Genomic DNA, 21,210 nt, shown 5'->3' on the forward strand with positions numbered 1-21,210 from the left:
ATCCTAGTCCTGTGGTCCGCTCCCCTGGCCCACCCTGACTTTCTGTGGGCGTCCGCGGCGACCGGAGCCGCGACGGTCACGGCCTCCGACGGATCTGCGGGACCGGCGGCGGCCCGGCAGGAGCTCGTCGATCATCGCTGCAAGGTCTCCGACGAGGACGGACCGGGGATTCTGCTCGTGCAGGGTCCGGCCGGCGAGCATCGCGGCATCGGCCGTGGGCCGGTCATCTCTGAGAATGAAGTCCGGAGCGACCCGGACGAATCGGTCGAGGACTTCACTGATCCGCTCCTCAGCGGGATGGCCGACCGCGCTCGAGCGTACCTTCGTGATCACCAGCCGCATCTTCTCGCGCACTGACTCGGCCCGTGGCGTGCCGAGGAGTTCGACCAGGCGCTGCAGGCCGATCGGCTCCCCCGCTGCGAGGACGAGCACGATATCGGCAGCCTCGAGCGCGGCACGAGTGGCGCAGTGGCGGTCGTAGAAGGGGTCGGCGAGGTCGTCATCCGGATCGATGCGGTCGCTGACGTCGACGATGACGACGTCGTAGACCTTGGCCAGACGTTTGAGCACAGCCTCGAGGACGGAGGCGCGGATCTCCGGCCACCGCTCGGGCCGAGTCAGCCCGGTCACCGCATGGAAGCTCTCACGGATCGATGCATGCGGCACCGCATGCGCGCCGAGGCGCCCCACCGGGTCCGACTGCGACCGGCAGAGACTGGCCAGATGCGAGGATTCCTCTGTCAGCCCGAGGGTCGACGCGACCATGCCGGAGACCGTGTCAGCGTCGACGACGACGCTGCGCTTGCCCTGACGGGAGGCCTGATCAGCGAGGTTGACGGCAGTGAGAGTGCGTCCGGGCGACGAACCGGTGCCCCAGACCGTGATGATCACTCCCGCTCCTCCGACCGGCCCGGGCGGCGTCATCGGGCGCGGCGGGACCACGGTGGAGGCGCGGAGGTCGTCGATCGCCGCGGCCATCGTCGTCGCGTCGACCTCCGTTGCGACGACGGCGCTGATGCCGACTGCTTCAAGGGCGTGAGCGTCGTCCCCGAAGCCGAGCACCTTGGCGCCGGAGGCCGTGATCGCGGCAACCACCTCCGCATCGAGGCCGGGAAAGTAGCGCCCGATGATGACGACATCGGCTCCGCCGGTGCGGCAGTGCGCCAGCAGCTCCACCTCGTCGGCGGGGCGGGCGACGATCGTGACGTCGTCGATCTCGCTGAGCAGCTCGAAGAGGATGAGGTCGTATTCGAAGTCGACCGCCAGCAGGACCTGTGTCATCACTGCTCGCCCTCATCGGCGGGAACGGACGGGGCACCGACCACGGAGAGCACGCTGCGTCCGTCGAGGGCGGCAAGCACGCCGGGCAGGTCCACCGAGCCGACGAACACTTCGATGCGGGCGCCGTCACCTGCCCCGAAGCTGCCGACGTCTCGATTGATGTGAGCGACCGGGGCCGAATCGACGATCTGCTCCGGCGGTGTACCGTCATCGTCGAGGCCGTTCTGCTCCGGCTGCGCCCAGACGTCGACGAGACTGCCCGAGTCGACGACGCTCGGGACCGAGCCGGCGATGTCGATGGCCACGACCCGCCCCTCGAGTTCGGACACAGGCGCCACCGCTGAGGCGGCCAGCAGCTCCCCCGCCGCCACGACGCTGCGCACGCTCGTATTCGTCGGCAGCTCGGAATCGGCAGAGAGATACTTCTTGCCGAGATCGGCGAGATTGACCTCGGCGACGGTGAGGTCCGCCGGCTCGAGGATCTCACCGGGGACGAGTGCGCGTGCGCTCGCCCAGACCCGGGTGGTCGAGTTCGCCGACGTGACGAGCAGGTAGGTTCCGACGACCGCGAGGACGACGAGCATCGCACCGACGAGGAGGCGCGCATCGGTCCAGCGGGGGCGTCGGATTCTTTTCGAGAGCTCCATTGCATCTCCAGATTCGCAGAAGTTTCACTGACAGAAACTGCTTCTCAGTGATAATATTGGGCATCAAATGATGCCAAAGCAAGGTTTTTGGCCAAATGCACCAACAAGCAGATGGACATCTGGTGGCAGATGGACATTTGGAATGGGAGAAGACACCTCATGGCCGTCGAAAGTCGCTTCCTGCCGCTGACCGATGTGGCCGAGCTGCTCAATGTCTCGATCGCACAGGCTCGGGCCCTGGTCCGCTCCGGCGATCTCCGCGCCATCAAAGTCGGAGGGCGCGGCCAGTGGCGGGTCGAGAAGTCCGAGATCGAAGCGTATATCCAGCGCATGTACGAGCGCACCGAGTACCAGATCAAGACCGGTTCCATCGAGGACTGACCCACTCGCTTCGGCTCTGATCTCCATCATGGACGAGTCATCCGAAGGGATTCGTCCGGGCGTGGACGGCGTTGATCACCGCGAAGGGAATGATCCTGCCGGCGATCTCGACATAGTCGGAAGCAACGAGTGCGCATCGCCCCCGAATGCTGCCCGCACGGTCGGCGACATCGATCGACACCTCTTCATAGGCGGCTGACCAGCGGCGCAGCGCCGATCCCAGACCCAATTTCTCGAGCCCTCCGGCGTCGAACCGATGCACTCTCGCGGTCAGTCTGAATCCGCGGACAGCCCTGATCGCAATGACGGAGACTTCGACTCCGGCGAGGACGATGATGTCCCGACCGAGGAAGCACGCCGTCCCCGTGATATCCCGATCCGGCATCGTCACCTGCACCGTCGATCCCAGCGTCCCGCGCATCCGTTCGAGCAGAGTCCTTTCGGCAGCCTGACCGGCCACCTCGTCACCGAATTCGCCTCTCCTGACGTGCGCCTGCGCCGCCGTGTCGGCGGCTTCGATATCCGCCAGGAATGCATCGATGCGATCGTCCATGATTGCCAAGCCTGCCCCAGCTGTAGTCCACTTTCAAGACTTGAAATGAAGACGCACCGAACTACAGTCATGTAGTTAGAGCTGATCCATTGACATCAAATAACATCTAACGGCATCATTATGTTCAATATCCAATGGAGGATGTCTAGATGTATCTCTTGATCGCATGTGCGAGTTCGTGGCTGGTTGTGCTCGGTTCGTTCGCCGCTGCGTGGGAGCGGCTTCCTCAGCCGTGGACGACCAGCGACGTCGTCGTCATCGTCATGATCGGCACCGGATCGCTCCTGTTCGCACGGATCGGGCTCATCTCTCTTCTGGCCCTGCTGCTGCAGGTCCTTCCCACCGGCCGTTTCCGTTCGGCGCTTGCCGGATTGGTCGTCAAGGCAATGCCCCGGATACTCGCGTCGAGTGTTCTTGCCATCGTCTCTGCCGGCCTCGTGGTCCACTCCGCTCAAGCGGCACCGCTCGCTGGTCCCGGCCCTGACCCCACATCGTCCGCACAGGCTCCTTCCGTCGCTGCACCATCTGCGCATACTCCGTCCGCCCCTGCCGATCCCGGCTGGCCGACGATCGACGATGATCAGCGCTCTGCGGACTCCTCCGACGATGCGGGACGGTCTCAGGATGAGCAGCCGCCAGACGGTTCCAAGCCGCGTGAGGAATCCGAACCACCCGACCGAGTCCGCCCGCCCGATCCCGGTTGGCCCACAGAGCCGCCCGCAGACGGAGCGCCTTCAGCACCACCGACCGACCCGCCGTCGGACGGGTCGTCGGACGGGCCGACGGAGGGGTCAGGCGAATCCGACCACAGCAGGGAGCCGAATGAGCCAGGCGACGGTGACGATGCCGCCGAGCCTGCGGATCCTGGAACCGCCACACATGTTGTGGCTCAAGGCGAGAGCCTGTGGTCGATCGCTGCCGATCTGGCCGAGACCCCAGAAGAGATCCCCCAGCTCGTCGCGCACGTCTATTCCACCAACGAGGACACCATCGGACCCGATCCGAGCCTCATCATCGCTGGCCAGAGATTGGAGATCCAGAAATGACCGCCCCACTCACCCTCACTCGGCCGCAGGCGTCGGCACCGCCTCGGCGAGAGGTCGCACCGTCGTCCACGGCATCGCCCACTCGCCGGGTCAGCGGGCAGGTCCGGGGCCAGGACATTGCGGACGATCGGGCGCGGATCGCGGCCACGGCCACCTCGTTGGCGGTAGCCTGCCTCGAAGTCCTCTCCGGCGTCAGACGCAGCGAGACGATCGCCAGATGGGTCCAACCGGAGCTGCTGGCGAAGATCGACCACCGCTGTCAGCTGCGCGCCGAGGTGGCACCCCACAGGGCGACCGCTCCCGGAGCCCGGACGGTGCGGCCGGGAACGGCACACGTCTGTCAGATCAGTCCCGAGATCGCCGAGGTCACGGTCATCGTCGCCGCCGCCAATCGCGTCCGGGCGGTGGCAGTCCGCTTGGAACTGCTCACCACCCGGTGGACGCTGACTGCGCTGCAGACGATGTGAGCCTCTGTGGGCTCGATGTCAGCTCTTGGCCTTCTTCTTCGCGCGACGCTCGGCGCGATTGGCCGGAGCCGGTTCGTCTTCGTCCTCGGATTCGGAAACCGAAGCGGAACCGCCCTCGGACGGCGCCGACAGCTGCATCTTGGGAGTCTTGTGACGCAGCTCCTCAGCGTCGACCTCGACCTCGGGTTCGTCCCCATCGGAGCCGGCCGATGAGGTCACCTGCACCTGCAGAGTGTTGGTCAGGCGGACGACGTCCTCCTTGATCCCGTCCTGCATGGTGGTGAACATCTCGAAGCCCTCGCGTTGGTATTCCACCAGCGGATCGCGCTGGGCCATCGCCCGCAGTCCGATGCCGTTCTTGAGGTAGTCCATCTCGTAGAGGTGCTCACGCCAGCGCTTGTCGATGACAGAGAGCACCACACGGCGTTCGAGTTCGCGGGTGGCGTCCTCTCCGAGTTCCTCTTCGCGCTGGGAGTAGAACAGTGCGATGTCCGACTGGATCTCCTGGTTGAGGCGGTTCTTCGTCAGATTGCCGAGGCCACCGAGTTCCTCGGCGAGGTCCTCGGGAGTGATCGACGGTGAGTAGATCTTGCCGAGAGCCTCGAAGAGCTCGTCGACCTGCCACTCCTCGACCGGTCCCGTCGTCGCCTGGGCGACATAGGCATCGATGACCTCTTCCCGGAAGTTCGCGACCTGATCTTCGAGGTCGGCGCCGTCGAGCACTCGGCGGCGCTCATCGTAGATCACAGTGCGCTGACGGTTGAGCACATCGTCGTATTTGAGCACGTTCTTGCGCTGCTCGGCATTGCGCTGCTCGATCTGCGACTGGGCCGAGAGGATGGCACGGGAGACCATCTTCGATTCCAGCGGCACATCATCGGGCACGTTCGCTGTGGCCATAATCCGTTCGGCGGCCCCCGAGCCGAAGAGCCGCATGAGGTCATCGGTCAGGGACAGGTAGAACCGGGATTCGCCGGGGTCTCCCTGGCGGCCGGAGCGTCCGCGCAGCTGATTGTCGATGCGGCGGGATTCGTGGCGTTCGGTGCCGAGCACATAGAGTCCTCCGAGCTCGACGACCTCTTCGGCTTCTTCCTTGACCTTGTCCTCGGCGGCCTTGAGCACCTCCGGCCATTCGGACTCGTACTGGTCCTCGTTCTCGGCGGGGTCGAGACCTCGACGTTCCATTTCCGCGACGGCGAGGAACTCGGCGTTTCCGCCGAGCATGATGTCGGTACCGCGTCCGGCCATGTTCGTGGCCACCGTGACGGCGTTCTTGCGGCCGGCCATCGCCACGATCGAGGCCTCACGGGCGTGGTTCTTCGCGTTGAGGACCTCATGCTTGACCCCGCGTTTGGCCAGATGCTTCGAGAGGTATTCGCTCTTCTCGACGCTCGTCGTGCCGACGAGGACGGGCTGTCCGGTCTCGTGGCGTTCGACGATGTCGTCGACGACGGCGTCGAACTTCGCGATCTCGTTCTTGTAGACGAAGTCGGACTGGTCGACGCGCTGCATCGGTTTGTTCGTCGGAATCGGCACGACACCGAGCTTGTAGGTCGACATGAATTCCGCGGCTTCGGTCTCAGCCGTACCGGTCATTCCCGAGAGCTTTTCGTAGAGGCGGAAGAAGTTCTGCAGGGTGATCGTCGCCAGGGTCTGGTTCTCTGCCTGGACCTTCACCCCTTCCTTCGCCTCGATGGCCTGGTGCAGGCCCTCGTTGTAGCGGCGGCCCTTGAGCACACGGCCCGTGTGCTCGTCGACGATGAGGACTTCACCGTCGAGGACGACGTAGTCCTTGTCCTTCTTGAACAGCTCCTTGGCGCGGATGGCGTTGTTGAGGAAGCTGATGAGCGGAGTGTTCTCCGCATCGTAGAGGTTGCCGATGCCCAGGTAGTCCTCGACACGTTCGATTCCGGGTTCGAGGACGCCGACGGTGCGCTTCTTCTCATCGACTTCGTAGTCGCGGTCGGTCTTCAGACGCTTAACGACCTTGGCGAATTCGCCGTACCAGCGGTTCGCATCGCCTTCGGCAGGACCGGAGATGATGAGCGGGGTACGGGCCTCGTCGATGAGGATCGAGTCGACCTCGTCGACGATGGCGAAGGCATGGCCGCGCTGGACGAGCTCGTCCGCCGACCAGGCCATATTGTCGCGCAGGTAGTCGAAGCCGAACTCGTTGTTCGTGCCGTAGGTGATGTCAGCGGCGTACTGCTTGCGGCGCAGATCCGAAGGCATATTCGCCTGGATGCAGCCGGTCTCCATACCGAGGAAGCGGAAGACGCGTCCCATGAGCTCGGACTGGTAGGTGGCCAGGTAGTCGTTGACCGTGATGATGTGGACCGGATCGCCGGTGAGCGCGTTGAGGTAAGCCGGGGCCGTGGCGACGAGGGTCTTGCCCTCACCGGTCTTCATCTCGGCGATGTTGCCCAGGTGCAGGGCGGCGCCGCCCATGAGCTGGACGTCGAAGTGCCGCAGACCCAGAGTCCGGCTCGAGGCCTCGCGAACGGTGGCGAAGGCTTCGGGAAGGAGGGAATCGAGGCTCTCGCCGTCCTTGTAGCGCTCCTTGAACCGGCCGGTTTCCTCCCGCAGTTCGGTGTCCGTCATCTCGCTGAACTCATCGGACAGCTGATTGATGGCATCCGTGTATCGGCGGAGCTTCTTCAGAGTTCTGCCTTCACCTGTGCGCAGAAGCTTCTCGAGGAAATTAGCCACTTTTCTCCTAATCGGCATGTCTGCCGGACAACGACTCGAACGACTGTATAGCCCCTAGCTTAATGGCAGGTGAGTACCTTCGAGGTCCACGGCAGTCAGTCCCAGCCACTCAGCCATCGTCGTGAGCTCTTCGGCCAGCTCGGTGGTGTGCTCCTCCCCCGGCTCCCATGTCACCCGGTGAGCACGCAGGATTCCCGCAGCCCGGTCCCTGTGCAGGTCGACTCGCCCGACGAGGCGATCACCGAGAAGGAACGGAGTGACGTAGTAGCCGTGCACACGCTTGGCGGCCGGGGTGTAGATCTCGATCCGATAGTGGAAGTCGAAGAGCCATTCGATGCGCGGCCGGTAGAAGACCAAAGGATCGAACGGTGCCAACAGCGCTCGAGCATTCACGGTGCGCGGGGTCCGAGCCTCATGCCATTTCAGGGCGGGGATACCTTCGACGTCGACTTCGCGCAGCTCGCCCGAAGCGATGAGTTCGGTGATGGCGGCGTCGGTCGGTGCCCGCCGCTGCCGAAAGTAGTCGGCGATGTCCTCGGGCCGGGAGATGCCCAGGGCACGTGCCGCGATACGGGTGAGTTCGAAGACATTGTTCTCGACCCCGGATATTCCGCGAGGCAGCTCCGCATTCGGGTCCAGCCCCAGCCGAGGATCATCCGGCGGCCCGTAGTTCAGCCGCAGCTGCGGCAGCTCGGGTGAGACGTCTCGGGCCAGAGCATAGATGCGTTCGAAGTGATCGTTGCGTCCGGAGGCACTGATGACTCCACCGGCGAACAGCGCTTCGAGGGCGACTTTCACCTGGCTGGGATTCCAGCCCCAGTGCCCGCGGTGGATCTCCGGCAGGTCGTGGTCGACCACCTCGGCGACTTCCCGTGCCGTCATCGGCCGGGTGGACAGGGCGGTGAGGACGCGAGTCTGGAGGTTTCGGAACTCCTCGCCGGTCTCCGGGTGGCGCTGTCCGAAGTCGTTGCGCCACCATTCGCTGTGGGCGCGGGCGAAGTGCTTCCATGTCTGCGGCGGCACGAAGGCCGCGGCGTGTGCCCAGTACTCGACGCCCATGCGCGGAGAAGAGTAGAAGAGACGGTCCAGGGTCTCCCGCGGATAGGGCCCCAGGCGGGAATAGAAGGGCAGATAGTGGGAACGGACGACTCTGGCGACCGAGTCGATCTGGGTCAGTCCCATGGTGGCGAAGACAGTCTTGAGGTGTCGAGCGGTGACCTTTGCCGGTCGCGGTCTGTCCAGCCCCGTCGCTGTGATCGCCGTCCTGCGGGCCGCGGCCCGTGTCATCCTCTGCATACCCCAACGCTATACCCCAATTACTACCTGACGGCGGCCTAGCAACCTCGCGCGAGGTTGCTGGGCCGCCGTCAGGTAGTAATTGGTCAGTCGATGGCCTCTTCGAGGTCGTGGTCGAGGGCGATGACTCCGTAGCTCCAGCCCTTACGGCGATAGACGACGGACGGCTTGCTCGACTCTTCGTCGATGAACAGGTAGAAGTCGTGTCCGACGAGTTCCATTCTGTTCAGCGCCTCTTCGATGCCGATGGGCGAGGCGGTGAAGGTCTTCTCTCGCAGCACCACCGGCGAATCGCCTTCGGCCTTGATGCGACCGTTCGTCTGATCGACGCTCTGGTCAGCTGCAGACTTCGAATCGTCTGCGTCCGCATCGGGAACCATCGGTTCGGCCACCGGCATCTTCGCCAGCACCTCGGCGGTGGATTCCTTGCGGTGGTGTCCCGACCGCGGCACCTTGTGCCGGTCCCTCGCTCGCCTCAGTCGTTCGACGAGCTTCGCCCATGCCAGATCGAGTGCCGCATATTTGTCGCTTGCCATGGCCTCTGCCCGAATTGCCGGCCCTTTCGCCACTACCGTGAGCTCAACTCGCTCGCTCGTCTCGGGCTGGCGGGAGTTCTTCTCGTGTGTGACATGCACTTCGACACGCTGAGCGCGAGGGGCAAGCTGCTCGACCTTGGCGATCTTGTCCTCGATGTGGGCTCGAAAGCTGTCGGAGATGGTCAGTTGACGGCCGTTGACAACAATATCCATGATGTGTCCTTAGCGACTCGCTTGTCGGATTCATCCGATCCCATGCCCTTGGATGGGTAAACACCGTTATACAGTAAAGGGAGAGACAAATCGAGTGCCCCCGCGACCGAGACCGAGAACAGCTCCTACAGCGGGTCTGATCTGCACCGATGCTAGCAGACGTGCGCTTTCTGCCAAGGTTGCGCCGGTGGTGGAGAAGTCATCGATGAGCAGGTCCGTCGGCGCGGATTCGGTGCCCGACACGGGACCGGCTTCCGAGATCTCAGCGATTCTCCTCCGGTCCAGATATTGGGTCCGCTGCGCATTCTGTGCCCGCTCGATCGCCCCGAGTCCGACCTGGTCACGCGATCGTTTCGCCGCGAGCACATCGTGGACTTCCAGAGGCAGCTCCGGCGACAGTTCCTTCGCCCGATTCGCCAGGGCCGCCGTATGCGATCCGCCTCGACGACGTCTGGCCCGATCCGAACTTGGCGCCGGAAAGAGCCGGATCGCCCCACCCGCGTAGGCGATGAGATCGAGGGCGGCGACGATCGACCGGGTCAGCGCCAGGGCCAAGGGATCGAGGATGTCCCGGCGCCCGTCGTCCTTAAAGCCGACGACCATCTTCGAGATCTGCGAGTTGTATTCGCAGACCCCGACGATCGGAATCGTGCCGTAGCGTGGTTCCATCGCCCGTGGGATCCCACCGAGCAGCTGCAGGCAGCGGGTGCACAGGGACACGTTCTCCCGCCCGCACCCGGCACACCGACGAGGCAGGAGCAGTTCGCCGAACTCCCCGAGCAACCCCATGGGAGCAATCTACTCCATGCCCACACCAGTGCGACGGCACGTTGCTGCCCTCCGAAGCAGCCACGCACCGCCGACCGACGGTTCAGCACGGAACGGAATGTCTCCGTGGCTCAGCAGGGACAGGCACTGCTGCGTGGGTCAGCCGGGATAGGAGGGATCCTTCGCTTCGACGTCGACGAGTTTCTGCCACGCGTTCGAGTTGTAGCTGTACAGTGCGCCATCGGAACCGGTCACCAGGATCGAGCGTCCGTCGACTCCGCCGGCGATGCGGCTTCCGTCCGAGACCTCGCCGAGCTGTTCGGCAGGTCCGGTGACTCCCATGCGGAACGGCTGCGCAGTTGGGCCTTCTTCAGCGGCCAGAGCCACGAGAGACGTCGAACCAGCCCATGAGACGTCCTTGATCTCGTCGAAGTTCGCACCCACTTCGATCGGCGTTTCGGAGACATGTCCGGACGGATTGCCCGCCTTGTCCCTGGGGATGCCGACCACATCGACGCGATCCGGCTCCCCTTTGTTCCGACTGAGCAGAGCGACACGAGTGCCGTCTCGGGAGACCTCGATATCGATGAGCTGCCGACCATTGAGGAAATCGGCGGCGACGGTGGAGGATTTGCCGTCACGCCCGACAGCCTTGAGCTCGCCCTTGTTCTCGGCCTCACCCGTCCACGTCGTGTTGAAGCGGTCGATGCTGGGTCGCACGAGCTTCTTGCCCTTAAGGATCGGAGTGGCGTCGACGGCGTCGGACTTCAACCGCATGAGCTGCTTGCCGTCGTCGGCCAGATAGACGTAGAGCGAGTCGTCCAAAGACACCGCGGGATCGCTCGCTTTCGCCTTCTTCAGATTCGGACTGTTCTCGACCTTGGCCACGGTCGTGCCCGAGACCCGGGAGAGGTGGTCGTCGGCGAGGACCACGGGAGGCCCGTCCACCTGGACAGACGTGTCGGTCTTCGGCTGCAGGCTGGCCGGAACCGTCTGTCCGCCGATGCTCAGATCGATTGCCGAGATCGAGGGAATGACCTGCAGGGTGGTCGCGATCTGCTGACGGATCAGTCCCTTTTCGCGGTCGGACGGGGCCGGGTTCTGCGGCCCCAAGGCCACATGTGCGACGCCGTTCTCGATCGTCACCACGTTCGAATCCGAATCGCTGAGCTTTGCACCATCGGGGATCGACGTGATCACCGCTCCCGAGAGGTAGGGGGCGGGTCCGCTGAGCAGCTCGTTCATCAGCACTGTCGGAGTCGAGGAGGACCTGAGGAACCAGCGGGAGTCGGGGACGAGGTATGAATAGTCGGAGGTGAAGAACTGCAGCGAATAGTTGAGGAAGATCGTGCGGAAATCGGTCTGGCTGATGAGCAGGCCGTCCGGCGCCGAGGAGATCCTCCACTCCCCGTTCTCCTGCCGCAGCGAGAATTCAAGGGAGGAGCGAGTGCCCGGTTCGGTTGAGGTGTACACTCCGGAGGAATCGACGAGACCGACGACCGGAGGCGAGATGCTCATCGTCTTCTGATCGGAGGTCGTCCCGACGTTCAGGGAGTCGAGGTCTGTGTCATTGGACAGCACCGACACCGATTCCTGCGGGCTCCATTCCTGTGCCTCGCCTTCGGTGAGGAATGACCGAGCCACGGAGAAGTTGTTGCCGGTGCCCGCTCCTGCCCGGAGGAATCCGCGCACGATGTCCGATGGGCTGTCGCCGGGTTCGGGACCGTCAGGGATCCGCGCGTTGTTCGCACTCGCATCCCCTGAGTCGTCTTCGATATGGCCGACAGGTGATGACGTCGGGATCGACGAGCAGCCGACGAGGGTCAAGGCCGTGAACACGGAGATCAGCATGGTCTTCACTTGCAGCCCTCTGTGCTTCGTGCGCATCATGACCGCCCTCCTTCACCGTCGTCTATGCCGTCACCGTCCAGGTCCGGATCACGCGGGTCGGTGGATCGCTCCCCTGTTTCGCCCGCGTCTGTCTCGGAGCCGTTGACCGCGGCGATGTCCGCTTCCTCGGCGTCCGGCTCATCGGCCGACGCTGACGAGGCGACCGTTGTGCTCGTCTCGGACGATGACGACCGCGTGGCCGCCTCGGCGACGGTTTCGTGGCTGTCTCCGAGCATCTCCGGCTCGGTTTCGACGACGATCGGGATCGACCCGGTCTGGATGCGGACGGAGCCGTCCGAGGACAGCGGTCCCGCCACGAGCGCGGAACCGCGGATCTGCGCATCGCGAGGCGGCAGGGGCAGAGGCGAGGAGGTGATCTCCTGATCGGGGCGCCGGGGAATCGTCAGCCGGAAGCACGACCCCTCGCCGAGTTTGCCCCAGACCTGCAGCCAGCCGTTGTGCAGGTGCGCGTCCTCGAGCGAGATCGCCAGGCCCAGACCCGACCCGCCGAGGGTGCGCTTGCGTGCCGGATCGGCACGCCAGAACCGGTCGAAGACGTGCTCGACCTGCTCTTCGTTCATGCCGACTCCGTGGTCGCGCACGCTCACGGCCACTGCCTCGGCGTTGGAGGCGACATAGACGTCGACGGGGTTGTTCTCACCGTGTTCGATGGCGTTGACGACGAGATTGCGCACGATCCGGGTGATCCGCACCCGGTCGACCTCGGCCATGACCGGGGAGGACGGGGCGTGGACGACGATGGCTGTGTCCATCTGTTCGGCCACCATCGACACGGTTTCGATCACCGAAGTCACGATCGCGCCGATATCGACGGGTTTGGGCACCAGCGCCGCCGCACCAGCATCGTAGCGGGAGATCTCCAGCAGGTCGGAGAGCAGATTGTCGAACCGCTCAGCCTGCGAGTTCAACAGCTCAGCGCTGCGCGCGGTGACGGGATCGAGATCGTCGCGGGAATCGTAGATGAGGTCCGCGGCGGCACGGATCGTCGTCAGGGGCGTCCGCAGTTCGTGGGAGACGTCGGAGACGAACTGCCGCTGCAGCACCGACAGCCGTTCCATCTGCTCGATCTGGTGCTGGAGGGTGTCGGCCATATCGTTGAAGCTCTCACCGAGGACGGCGATCTCATCGTTGCCGTGGACCGGCATGCGTTCGTCGAGGTCACCATCGGCGATGAGCCTGGCCACCTCAGCACCGGTGCGCACCGGGGTGACGACGAGTCGGGTGACGATCCAGGCGACGGCACCGACGAGGACGACGAGGACGAGGGCTGCGACGAACATCGACCGCTGCACGAAGTTGAGCGTGTCCTGCTGTTCGCTGAGGTCACCGAGGTAGTAAAGCTGGAACTGGCCGGCACCCGGGATCTGCAGCTCCTGAGTGATGAGCAGACCGGGTCCGGTCCCGTCGGGCAGGCTCACCGACTGGTAGAGCTTGTCGTCGGTCGGGGCCTTGCGGATGGCGTCGCGGAGCTCATCGGAGACGGGCACCTGAGGGGCCTCACCGTCCTCGTTCGACCCGCCGGCGGTGATCGTCGAGAAAGAGGAGTTCGGGTCCTTCGGCTGCAGGGTCAGCGAATACACCGACCCGGCCGAACGGTTGTAGATCGATGACAGCTGCGAACTCAGCGTGTCCTGGGTGACCGCCTGCCCGTCGACGGGGGCCAGAGAGCGCAGTTCGGCCAGGATCGACCGGGTCTGAGAGGACAGGGAATCCAGGCGGGTGTCGAAGAGACCGCGGGCGATCTGCTGGGACATATAGGTTCCGACGCCGAAGATCGCCACCGAGGTGAGCACGATCGTGAGCACGACGATGCGGACTTGCAGGGAGTGGCTGAACGATCGGAGTATGAAGTTCCAGAACGTCTTCAGTGCCGAGGCTGCGGTGCGGACGGGTCCGCCCGCGGCTGACTCGGAAGTCACGCGGCTCGGCCGGCCTTATAGCCGACGCCGCGGACGGTGACGATGATGTCCGGCTTCTCCGGATCGCGTTCGATCTTCGACCGCAGACGCTGCACATGGACATTGACCAGTCGGGTGTCGGCGGCATGACGGTAGCCCCACACCTCTTCGAGCAGGGTCTCGCGGGAGAACACCTGCCACGGCTTGCGGGCCAACGCAACGAGGAGATCGAATTCGAGAGGGGTCAGCGACACCGGGGATCCGCCCTTGGTCACCGTGTGGCCGGCGACGTCGACGACGACGTCGCCGACTGTCAGCAGCTCGGGAGCCTGCGGTTCGGAGATCCGCAGCCGAGCGCGGACACGGGCGATGAGCTCCTTGGGCTTGAACGGCTTCGGCACATAGTCATCGGCACCGGATTCGAGGCCGAGGACCACATCGACGGTGTCGGACTTCGCCGTGAGCATGATGATCGGCACCGTGGAGATCTCACGGATCTCCCGGCACACTTCGAGTCCGTCCTTGCCGGGCAGCATGAGGTCGAGGAGCACGAGGTCCGGATTGACCTTCTGGAACTCTTCGAAGGCCTGGTCTCCGGTGGCGCAGAAGAAGGGCTCGAAGCCTTCGCTTTTGAGCACAATTCCGATCATTTCGGCCAAAGCCGTGTCATCATCAACTACGAGGATTCGAGCGTTCATGCTCCCATTGTCCCTTATGTTCGCGTGTTCTTCGGTTCTCGACACTCCTAGCCTATCGGGCGTTGTCGACTGCCTCATGCACCGGATCCGGCGACAGCAGCGGCCGACGCTTCTGCCGCTGCCCCGCACCGCCCCCTGCAGAGAATCGATAACGACCCGCGACCGACCGCCGGAACCAGCCTCCCGACCTCACTGCAGGCCGCCCCTCAGACCGTCCTGCAGTCCGTCCCCGGACCGCCCCCGAACGCCAAGGATCGACAGGGCCGACGCGCACCTGATCCGACAGGGAGGCCTCTCGGCACTCGCCGGCGAATCATGGCAGGATTGGCGTGATGGGACAGACGAATGCATGGACCTCGGAGGTCGACTGGCACACCGGCCGGTGGCAGCGGCGTTCACCGTCCCCGCCCTCCCGCGGGTGGCAGCCGCCTCCCCCACACGGTCTCCTGCCCAAACGTCCGCTGACTTTCATCGAGGCGCTGGATTCGGGATTCCGCCTGCTGCGTTTCGTCCCGGCTCTGTCCATCGGCTCCTCTCTCATCGTCTTCTCCCTCTGGAGCCTGCTGCTCACCGCGATCGGCGCCCTCATCGCAGTGCAGTTCCTGCCGTTCTTCAACGACCTCAGCGGCAACGAAGATGCCGCCTCCGGTTTCATCGCCCTGGCCCAGCTGGGATCGGTCGCTCTGAGCCTGCTCAGCCTCGGTTTGGCCCATCTGCTCTCCGGCATCATCGCCACCGGAACCCGCGCCTCCTTCGGCGCCCGCAGGACCACACTGTCGATGGCGTGGAAGTCCCTGTCCGGTCGCCGCCTGCGCCTCATCCTGGCCACCCTGCTGATGAGCGGAATCAACCTCGGACTGCTGTTGGCCCTCACCGCCCCGACGCTGCTGTTCCTCGGCGCCGATTCGGCGATCCTCGCCTTCGTCTGGGCCGCATTGGCCGCCCTGCTGTGGTTCGTCGCGCTCATCTGGGTCAACCTGCGCTTAGCGTTCCTCGGTTCGGCGATCGCGGTCGAGGACCTGAGCATCCGCGCCGGAATCCGACGTTCTTGGAAACTGACCGGGCGCGGCTTCTGGCGCATGCTCGGCCAGCTGGCGCTCGGTTACTTCCTGTCCAATCAGCTCGTCCAGCTCGTCATCACCCCGATCGTGTTCGTCATCTCGGTTCTCCTGGGCGTCGGCATGACGACGACCGCCGAGTCGACGACGGCGCAGGCGGGCATCGCCATCGTCTCCGTGGGTCTGCTGCTCGCACTCACGCTCATCTCCTCCGCCGTCCTCTTCGCCTATTTCGCCTGCCTGGTCACGGTCTGCTTCTTCGATCAGCAGATGCGCTCGGAGGGGCTCGACCTCGTCCTCATCCGCGCCGAGGAGGACCGATGATCCTCTCCCCCATCACCGAGGCGGCCGGCCACCTCCACACCGCCGCGTCATCCCAGCCGGGCGCGGCACAGCTTCGCGCCGCCGCGGCGAACATCGACCGGGACACCGGCCGCGAATGGGTCGAGCACGAACTCTCGAAACCGGAATACGCCGCCAACGACCTCACCCCCTTGGAACGGATCGGCCGGTGGCTGTCCTCCCTGTGGGATTCGCTCGTCAGCGCCGCCCTGGGCGCGAACTCCCCTTGGCTGCTCATCGTCGTCGTCCTCGGCCTCGCCGCGATCGTCGCCCTCATCGTCTGGCGCGTGCGTCGGGCCGGATTCCGCCGCGTCGGCGTCCCGCTGTCCGCATTCGATCCCGTCGTCTCCCAGCCGGAACCGGGCCCGTGGCGCGAGAGCGCGGCCCGGGCCGCCCGAGCCGGGGACTTCGAGACCGCGGTCATCGACGAATCCCGAGCGATCTTCGCGGTCCTGTCCGTCAAGCAGATCGTCTCGCTCGAGTCCTCGGCTACGGCGAGTGAGATCGCTCGTTCCGCCGAGGCGGCCCTGCCCGAGCACGGACCCGCCGTCCACGATGTGGCCGAGGTCTTCAACGACCTCCGCTACGGGGAGGAGACCGCGGCGAAGGCACGTGCCGACCGCAGCCTCGGCGAGGTCTATGCGGATCTGTGCACGCTCGACCGGACGCTGAGCGCAGTGCCGGTCCGCCGGGAGGCAGCCGTATGAGCGCACAGTTGGATGTCGCCGCCCGCGGCACCCGGTCGACCTCGCGGATTCCGCTGCGCGCTCGTCTGCGGTCGGCTGCGGTGTGGATCGTCGCGGCCTTCGTCATCCTCCTCACGGTGATCGTGCTCGTGCTGCTGACCGGTGACGAGGAGTCCGCAGAGCCCCTGCACTATGACTCGACTGAGCGCACCGGCACGAAGGCGCTCGTCGAAACCCTGCGCGACCATGACGTCGATGTCACCACCACCGAGGATCAGGAGCAGGCCCGCTCGGCCGCCGCCCGGCCCGACACCACCCTGCTCATTCCCGCGAACGCCGCGGCGCTGTCACGCGGAGACATCGCCGGCCTCGAATATGCTCTGCGCACCCACGGCAACCGCCTCGTCCTCATCGATCCCGGTCCGACGGTGTCGGAGTTCACCGACCGGATCACCGTCAACGACAATCTCAGCCCGTTGGCCGATCCGGAGGCCATGTCCGCGCCGTCCTGCGACTCCCCGATCGCCCGCAGCGCCGGTGCCGTGTCCACCGGCGAGGTCGAATACGCGGAGACGACGAAGGGCACCGAGGGGATCACCGCCTGCTACCCGTTCGCCGGCCCCGGGGTCGCTGAGATCGACGGCACCGAGGTGGCCCCTGGGTCTGCGCGCGGACAGTTCGTCACCGATTCGGGCGGTTCCGTTCCGCTGACCGTGCTCGGCAACCCCGACTGGGTGACCAACGAGAACATCGATGAAGAGGGCAATGCCTCCCTCGTGCTCTCGCAGCTGTCCCAGACGCAGAACCTCGTCGTCTACTATCCGACCATCGACGGTTCTGGGCAGGAGCAGTCGCCTCCGTCGACGATCGATTTCGTGCCCGGCTGGTTCCTCGCCGGAGTCCTGTGGCTGGTCCCCTGCCTGCTCGTCCTGCTGCTCGTCATCGGGCGCCGGTTCGGGCCGCTGGCTCTCGAACGTCTGCCGGTCATCGTGCCGGCAGTGGAGACCGTGTACGGCCGGGCCGCCCTGAGCTCGCGCAGCCACGATCGCGACGGCGCGCTGCACACTCTGCGGGCCGGAGCACTGCTGCGCATCGCCCAACGACTGGGCCTCAGCTCCGATGCCCGCACCCCCGACATCATCGCTCGCATCGCGACCGTCACAGGAGCCGATCCGGGCCGTCTCCACCATGTCTTCGTCTCCGCGTCGGCTCACACCGACGCCGAACTCACCGAACTCGTCCATCAGCTCACCCAGATCGAAAGTGAGATCCCATGACCCAGCCGCCCCAGGGCCCCACGAACCCTCAGGAACCGGTTGCCCCTCAGCCGCCGGCCGCACCACGGCCCCAGGAGCCGGTCGCGCCGCAGACCTCCGCCGCGGGCAGCGTGCAGACGCCGCAGGCTGAGCCGGACCCGGTCCGGGAGGCGTTCACCGGTGTGCGCACCGAGATCGCCAAGGCCGTCGTCGGCCAGGACCAGGCAGTGACGGGATTGCTCATCGCACTGCTGTGCCGAGGTCACGTGCTTCTCGAAGGGGTTCCCGGAGTGGCGAAGACTCTGCTCGTGCGCAGCTTCGCCGCCGCGGTCAGCCTGGACAGCTCCCGCGTGCAGTTCACTCCCGACCTCATGCCCAGCGATGTCACCGGTTCGCTGGTCTACGATGCTTCCGCCTCGGACTTCTCATTCCGTCCCGGCCCGGTTTTCACGAACATCCTCATCGCCGATGAGATCAACCGCACCCCGCCGAAGACCCAGTCGGCCCTCCTCGAAGCGATGGAGGAGCATCAGGTGTCCGTCGGTGGACACTCACGCAAGCTGCCTGAACCGTTCCTCGTCGCAGCAACCCAGAACCCCGTCGAATACGAAGGCACCTATCCGCTCCCGGAGGCTCAGCTCGACCGGTTCCTCTTCAAGCTCGTCCTCGACCTGCCCGAGCGGGATCACGAATTCGAGATCCTCGACCGCCATGCCCGGGGCTTCGACGCCGGGTCCCTGGCCGCGGCAGGTCTGCGTCCGGTCGCCGATGCCGAACTCATCGGCCGGGCCCGCGAAGCCATCGCCAAGATCTACATCGCCCCGCAGATCATCACCTATATCGTCGACCTCGCCCGAGCCACCCGCCAGACCCCGTCCCTGGCCTTGGGCGTCTCACCTCGCGGAGCGACGAGGATGCTCGGAGCCGCCCGCGCTCATGCGTGGCTGAGCGGTCGGCACTATGTCACCCCCGATGACGTCAAAGCTCTGGCCCATATGTCTCTGTCGCACCGGGTCATCCTGCGCCCCGAGGCGCAGATGGACGGTCTGGACGTCGGTCAGGTCCTCGATTCGATCATCGCCACCACCGAAGTGCCCCGCTGAATGACCACCCGACTGTTCCTGCTCACCTTTCTCGGTCTCGTGCCGATCATGCTGGTGCCCTCATGGCCGACTGCCATGATCGTGGCCGGGGTGATCGTCCTGGCAGCGGTTCTCGATTTCTTCTTCGTCCCCCGGATCCACGGGTTGGAAGTCCAGCGCACACCGGGACCGATGGTCCGCCTCGGCGACAGCACCCACAGCACGCTGACTCTCATCAATGGGACCGGCCGCCGGCTGCGCCTCCACGTCCGCGACGCCTGGGCACCGAGTGCCGGGGCGGTCGAGACTCGTTCTCGTCACGTGCTGGAACCGGGTGAGCAGACAGAGGTGATCACCGAGCTGGAGCCGACTCGACGAGGCGCGCTGCCCGGCGATCTGGTGACCGTGCGCAGTCGCAGCATGCTCGGGCTCGTCCAGCGGCAGAAGAGCATCGATGTTCCCGCCTCTGTGCGTGTTCTGCCTCCTTTCGTGTCCCGGCGTGAGCTGCCGTCGAAGAAGCAGAAGCTGCGGGAGCTCGAGGGACGGTCGGCGGTGATGATCCGCGGGATGGGCACGGAATTCGATTCGCTGCGCGACTATGTCGACGGTGACGATGTCCGGTCGATCGACTGGCGGGCCAGCGCCCGCGCGCAGAACCTCGTGGTCAAGACCTGGCGGCCGGAGAAGGATCGTCGCGTCGTCATCGTCGTCGATTCTTCCCGGTTCGCCGCCCGTCGCTGTGGCGAGGGAACGGTCTTCGACGCCGCGCTCGAGGCTTCGCTGCTGCTGACGGCTCTGGCCACGGGTGCCGGCGATCGGGTCGATGTCATCGTCGCCGATGCCCGGGTGCGGGCCGTCGCGTCGAGCCATCGGGCTCATGATCCGGTCCATGACCTGTCGGTGGCGCTGACGCCTGTGTACCCGGAGCTCTACGAGACGAACTGGGAGTCGATCGCCGCGGCGGTTCTGCAGACCTCCCGGCAGCAGGCGCTCGTCGTCTTGGTCACTCAGCTCGATGAGGCGACAATCGCCGAGGACATCCTGCCCGTGCTGCCGACTCTCACGACTCACCACCGGGTCGTCGTCGCCGGAGTCGAAGATCCCGCGCTTGCGGTTCTGGCTGCCCGGCGCGGCGACGTCGACGACGTCTATACGGCGGCGGCCGCCGAGGCCGAGATGCTCGCAGCGGCGTCGCTGCAGTCTCGGCTGCGCGGACTCGGTGTCGCTTGCGTCCAGGCTCTGCCGGAGAAGCTTCCCGGAGCGTTGGCCGATCTCTACATCCGACTCAAGGTCACCGGCGGCCTGTGACCGCGACCCCGCTCAGCGGCGAACTGTCAGCGACAACTTGATCAGCGATCGGTGGAGATGACCGAGTATCCGGCCAGATGCTCGTCGAGATCGGCGCTGAGTCCGGCTGCGGCGGCGCGCTTGCCGAAGTGCCACGCGTAGACGACGACCGCGGCGGTATAGGCCACGCCGATCGCGATCTTGACCGCCGGCGGAATCGGGTTCGGGGTCACGAAGCCCTCGATGAGTCCCGAACCGAACAGCAGCAGCACGAGACCGCCGGCGACGACGAGCAGTGACCGAGCTTCGGAGGCGAGCTTGTCGCGACGCGGCCTGGAGCCCGGCACCACCCAGGCGAAGAAGAGACGCAGACCTGCGGCAGCGGCGAGGATGATGCAGCTGATCTCCGGGATCCCGTGCGGAAGGATGTAGAGGAAGAAGTCGGAGGCCCGGTCGAACTCGAACATCATCGCCCCGGAGAAGCCGACGTTGACGGCATTCGAGAACAGTCCGACGATGACATAGCCGCCGGTGATGCCGAGGAGGACGAACTGGACGGCGATCCACGCGTTGTTCGTCCACACGCCGACGGCGAAGAAGCCGTTCGGGTTCTCTTTGTAGTAGTCGACGAAATCATGTTCGGCGAACTGACGTCGGAACTCTCGATCCCCGAAGGTCTCGAGCACTTCCGGGTGCGTTCCCGCCCAGATGCCCGACAGGACGGCGACGGCGAGGAATCCGGCGGCCACGATGACGAAGTCCCACCGCAGCCGGTACAGCGACAGCGGCAGACTGATGACGAAGAACCGTGCGAACCCGGACAGTCCTCCGCTGGGCACGGACGAAAGATGGTTGCGGGAGCGGTGGACGATCGCCGAGAGCCGAGCGGCTTCGAGAGAGTCTGGGGCCACCGTCGTGATCCGCGACAGATCCTTCGACGCGGTCCGGTAGAGCTCGAGGAAACGGGTCGTCTGCTCGGGTCTCAGCGTGTTCTTCTTCGCCAGTGCCGAGAGCTCCAGCCAGTCATCACCATGCAGCTGGGCCAGCAGGTTCGGATCCATCCCTCCACCCTATCGGAGACGACGCATGAGCACC

The 21,210-nt window shown here is 65.3% G+C and carries 19 protein-coding genes; 8 read left to right on the top strand and 11 right to left on the bottom strand.

Annotated elements, in window-relative coordinates:
* Nucleotides 1–3 precede the first annotated feature (3 nt).
* Complete coding sequence (locus SB749_RS10715; protein ID WP_410710504.1) at nt 4–1,281, bottom strand: CpaE family protein; 1,278 nt, start codon at nt 1,279–1,281, stop codon at nt 4–6.
* Nucleotides 1,281–1,928 carry a flagella basal body P-ring formation protein FlgA gene (locus SB749_RS10720; protein WP_410710317.1) on the bottom strand — a complete coding sequence of 216 codons (648 nt, stop codon included), beginning with the start codon at nt 1,926–1,928 and terminating at the stop codon, nt 1,281–1,283. The genes SB749_RS10715 and SB749_RS10720 overlap by 1 nt, the downstream gene beginning before the upstream one ends.
* 159 nt (nt 1,929–2,087) lie before the next feature.
* On the opposite strand from SB749_RS10720, the gene SB749_RS10725 reads away from it, so the two are divergent.
* Complete coding sequence (locus SB749_RS10725; RefSeq protein ID WP_025780784.1) at nt 2,088–2,309, top strand: helix-turn-helix domain-containing protein; 222 nt, start codon at nt 2,088–2,090, stop codon at nt 2,307–2,309.
* A gap of 37 nt (nt 2,310–2,346) precedes the next feature.
* Here SB749_RS10725 and SB749_RS10730 read toward each other — a convergent pair whose 3' ends face one another.
* The gene (locus SB749_RS10730; RefSeq protein WP_410710318.1) at nt 2,347–2,862 is read right to left on the bottom strand and encodes a hypothetical protein; all 516 of its coding nucleotides are present in this window, start codon (nt 2,860–2,862) and stop codon (nt 2,347–2,349) included.
* A gap of 149 nt (nt 2,863–3,011) precedes the next feature.
* Between SB749_RS10730 and SB749_RS10735 the strand changes: the two genes are divergently transcribed.
* Both SB749_RS10735 and SB749_RS10740 read left to right on the top strand, forming a co-directional pair.
* On the top strand, nt 3,012–3,908 hold the full coding sequence (locus SB749_RS10735) for a hypothetical protein (protein ID WP_410710319.1): 897 nt from the start codon (nt 3,012–3,014) through the stop codon (nt 3,906–3,908).
* Nucleotides 3,905–4,375, top strand: coding sequence for an Rv3235 family protein (locus tag SB749_RS10740; protein ID WP_410710320.1), 471 nt, complete (start codon nt 3,905–3,907; stop codon nt 4,373–4,375). Before SB749_RS10735 ends, SB749_RS10740 begins: the two co-directional genes overlap by 4 nt.
* 18 nt (nt 4,376–4,393) lie before the next feature.
* Here the strand turns inward: SB749_RS10740 and secA are convergent, their stop codons facing one another.
* The 7 genes from secA to mtrA form a co-directional block, all read right to left on the bottom strand.
* Nucleotides 4,394–7,084 (bottom strand): preprotein translocase subunit SecA, encoded by a 2,691-nt coding sequence (gene secA / locus SB749_RS10745; protein WP_410710321.1) that lies wholly within the window; start codon nt 7,082–7,084, stop codon nt 4,394–4,396.
* A 54-nt stretch (nt 7,085–7,138) separates the two neighbouring features.
* Complete coding sequence (locus SB749_RS10750) at nt 7,139–8,380, bottom strand: winged helix-turn-helix domain-containing protein (protein ID WP_410710322.1); 1,242 nt, start codon at nt 8,378–8,380, stop codon at nt 7,139–7,141.
* Between the two features lie 86 nt (nt 8,381–8,466).
* The gene (gene hpf / locus SB749_RS10755) at nt 8,467–9,129 is read right to left on the bottom strand and encodes a ribosome hibernation-promoting factor, HPF/YfiA family (protein ID WP_410710323.1); all 663 of its coding nucleotides are present in this window, start codon (nt 9,127–9,129) and stop codon (nt 8,467–8,469) included.
* 66 nt (nt 9,130–9,195) lie between these two features.
* Nucleotides 9,196–9,918 carry a ComF family protein gene (locus tag SB749_RS10760; protein ID WP_410710324.1) on the bottom strand — a complete coding sequence of 241 codons (723 nt, stop codon included), beginning with the start codon at nt 9,916–9,918 and terminating at the stop codon, nt 9,196–9,198.
* A 138-nt stretch (nt 9,919–10,056) separates the two neighbouring features.
* Entirely contained in the window at nt 10,057–11,787 is a 1,731-nt protein-coding gene (locus SB749_RS10765) for an LpqB family beta-propeller domain-containing protein (protein WP_410710325.1), read from the bottom strand.
* The gene (gene mtrB / locus SB749_RS10770; protein WP_410710326.1) at nt 11,784–13,727 is read right to left on the bottom strand and encodes an MtrAB system histidine kinase MtrB; all 1,944 of its coding nucleotides are present in this window, start codon (nt 13,725–13,727) and stop codon (nt 11,784–11,786) included. The genes SB749_RS10765 and mtrB overlap by 4 nt, the downstream gene beginning before the upstream one ends.
* Complete coding sequence (gene mtrA, locus SB749_RS10775) at nt 13,724–14,404, bottom strand: MtrAB system response regulator MtrA (RefSeq protein ID WP_264801242.1); 681 nt, start codon at nt 14,402–14,404, stop codon at nt 13,724–13,726. The genes mtrB and mtrA overlap by 4 nt, the downstream gene beginning before the upstream one ends.
* A gap of 332 nt (nt 14,405–14,736) precedes the next feature.
* On the opposite strand from mtrA, the gene SB749_RS10780 reads away from it, so the two are divergent.
* From SB749_RS10780 to SB749_RS10800, 5 genes are read left to right on the top strand one after another with little or no spacing between them, the layout of a single operon-like run.
* Complete coding sequence (locus SB749_RS10780) at nt 14,737–15,786, top strand: hypothetical protein (RefSeq protein WP_410710327.1); 1,050 nt, start codon at nt 14,737–14,739, stop codon at nt 15,784–15,786.
* Nucleotides 15,783–16,511 (top strand): DUF4129 domain-containing protein, encoded by a 729-nt coding sequence (locus SB749_RS10785; protein ID WP_410710328.1) that lies wholly within the window; start codon nt 15,783–15,785, stop codon nt 16,509–16,511. The genes SB749_RS10780 and SB749_RS10785 overlap by 4 nt, the downstream gene beginning before the upstream one ends.
* Nucleotides 16,508–17,767 (top strand): DUF4350 domain-containing protein, encoded by a 1,260-nt coding sequence (locus SB749_RS10790; RefSeq protein WP_410710329.1) that lies wholly within the window; start codon nt 16,508–16,510, stop codon nt 17,765–17,767. The genes SB749_RS10785 and SB749_RS10790 overlap by 4 nt, the downstream gene beginning before the upstream one ends.
* Nucleotides 17,764–18,849: an AAA family ATPase gene (locus tag SB749_RS10795; protein ID WP_410710330.1), complete on the top strand. Its 1,086-nt coding sequence runs from the start codon at nt 17,764–17,766 to the stop codon at nt 18,847–18,849. Before SB749_RS10790 ends, SB749_RS10795 begins: the two co-directional genes overlap by 4 nt.
* Nucleotides 18,850–20,136, top strand: coding sequence for a DUF58 domain-containing protein (locus tag SB749_RS10800; protein WP_410710331.1), 1,287 nt, complete (start codon nt 18,850–18,852; stop codon nt 20,134–20,136).
* Nucleotides 20,137–20,177: 41 nt separating this feature from the next.
* Here SB749_RS10800 and SB749_RS10805 read toward each other — a convergent pair whose 3' ends face one another.
* Complete coding sequence (locus SB749_RS10805) at nt 20,178–21,176, bottom strand: stage II sporulation protein M (protein ID WP_410710332.1); 999 nt, start codon at nt 21,174–21,176, stop codon at nt 20,178–20,180.
* Nucleotides 21,177–21,210 lie beyond the last annotated feature (34 nt).

Origin of the sequence: Brevibacterium sp. SIMBA_078, assembly GCF_046534565.1 — a bacterium.
GTDB lineage: Bacteria > Actinomycetota > Actinomycetes > Actinomycetales > Brevibacteriaceae > Brevibacterium.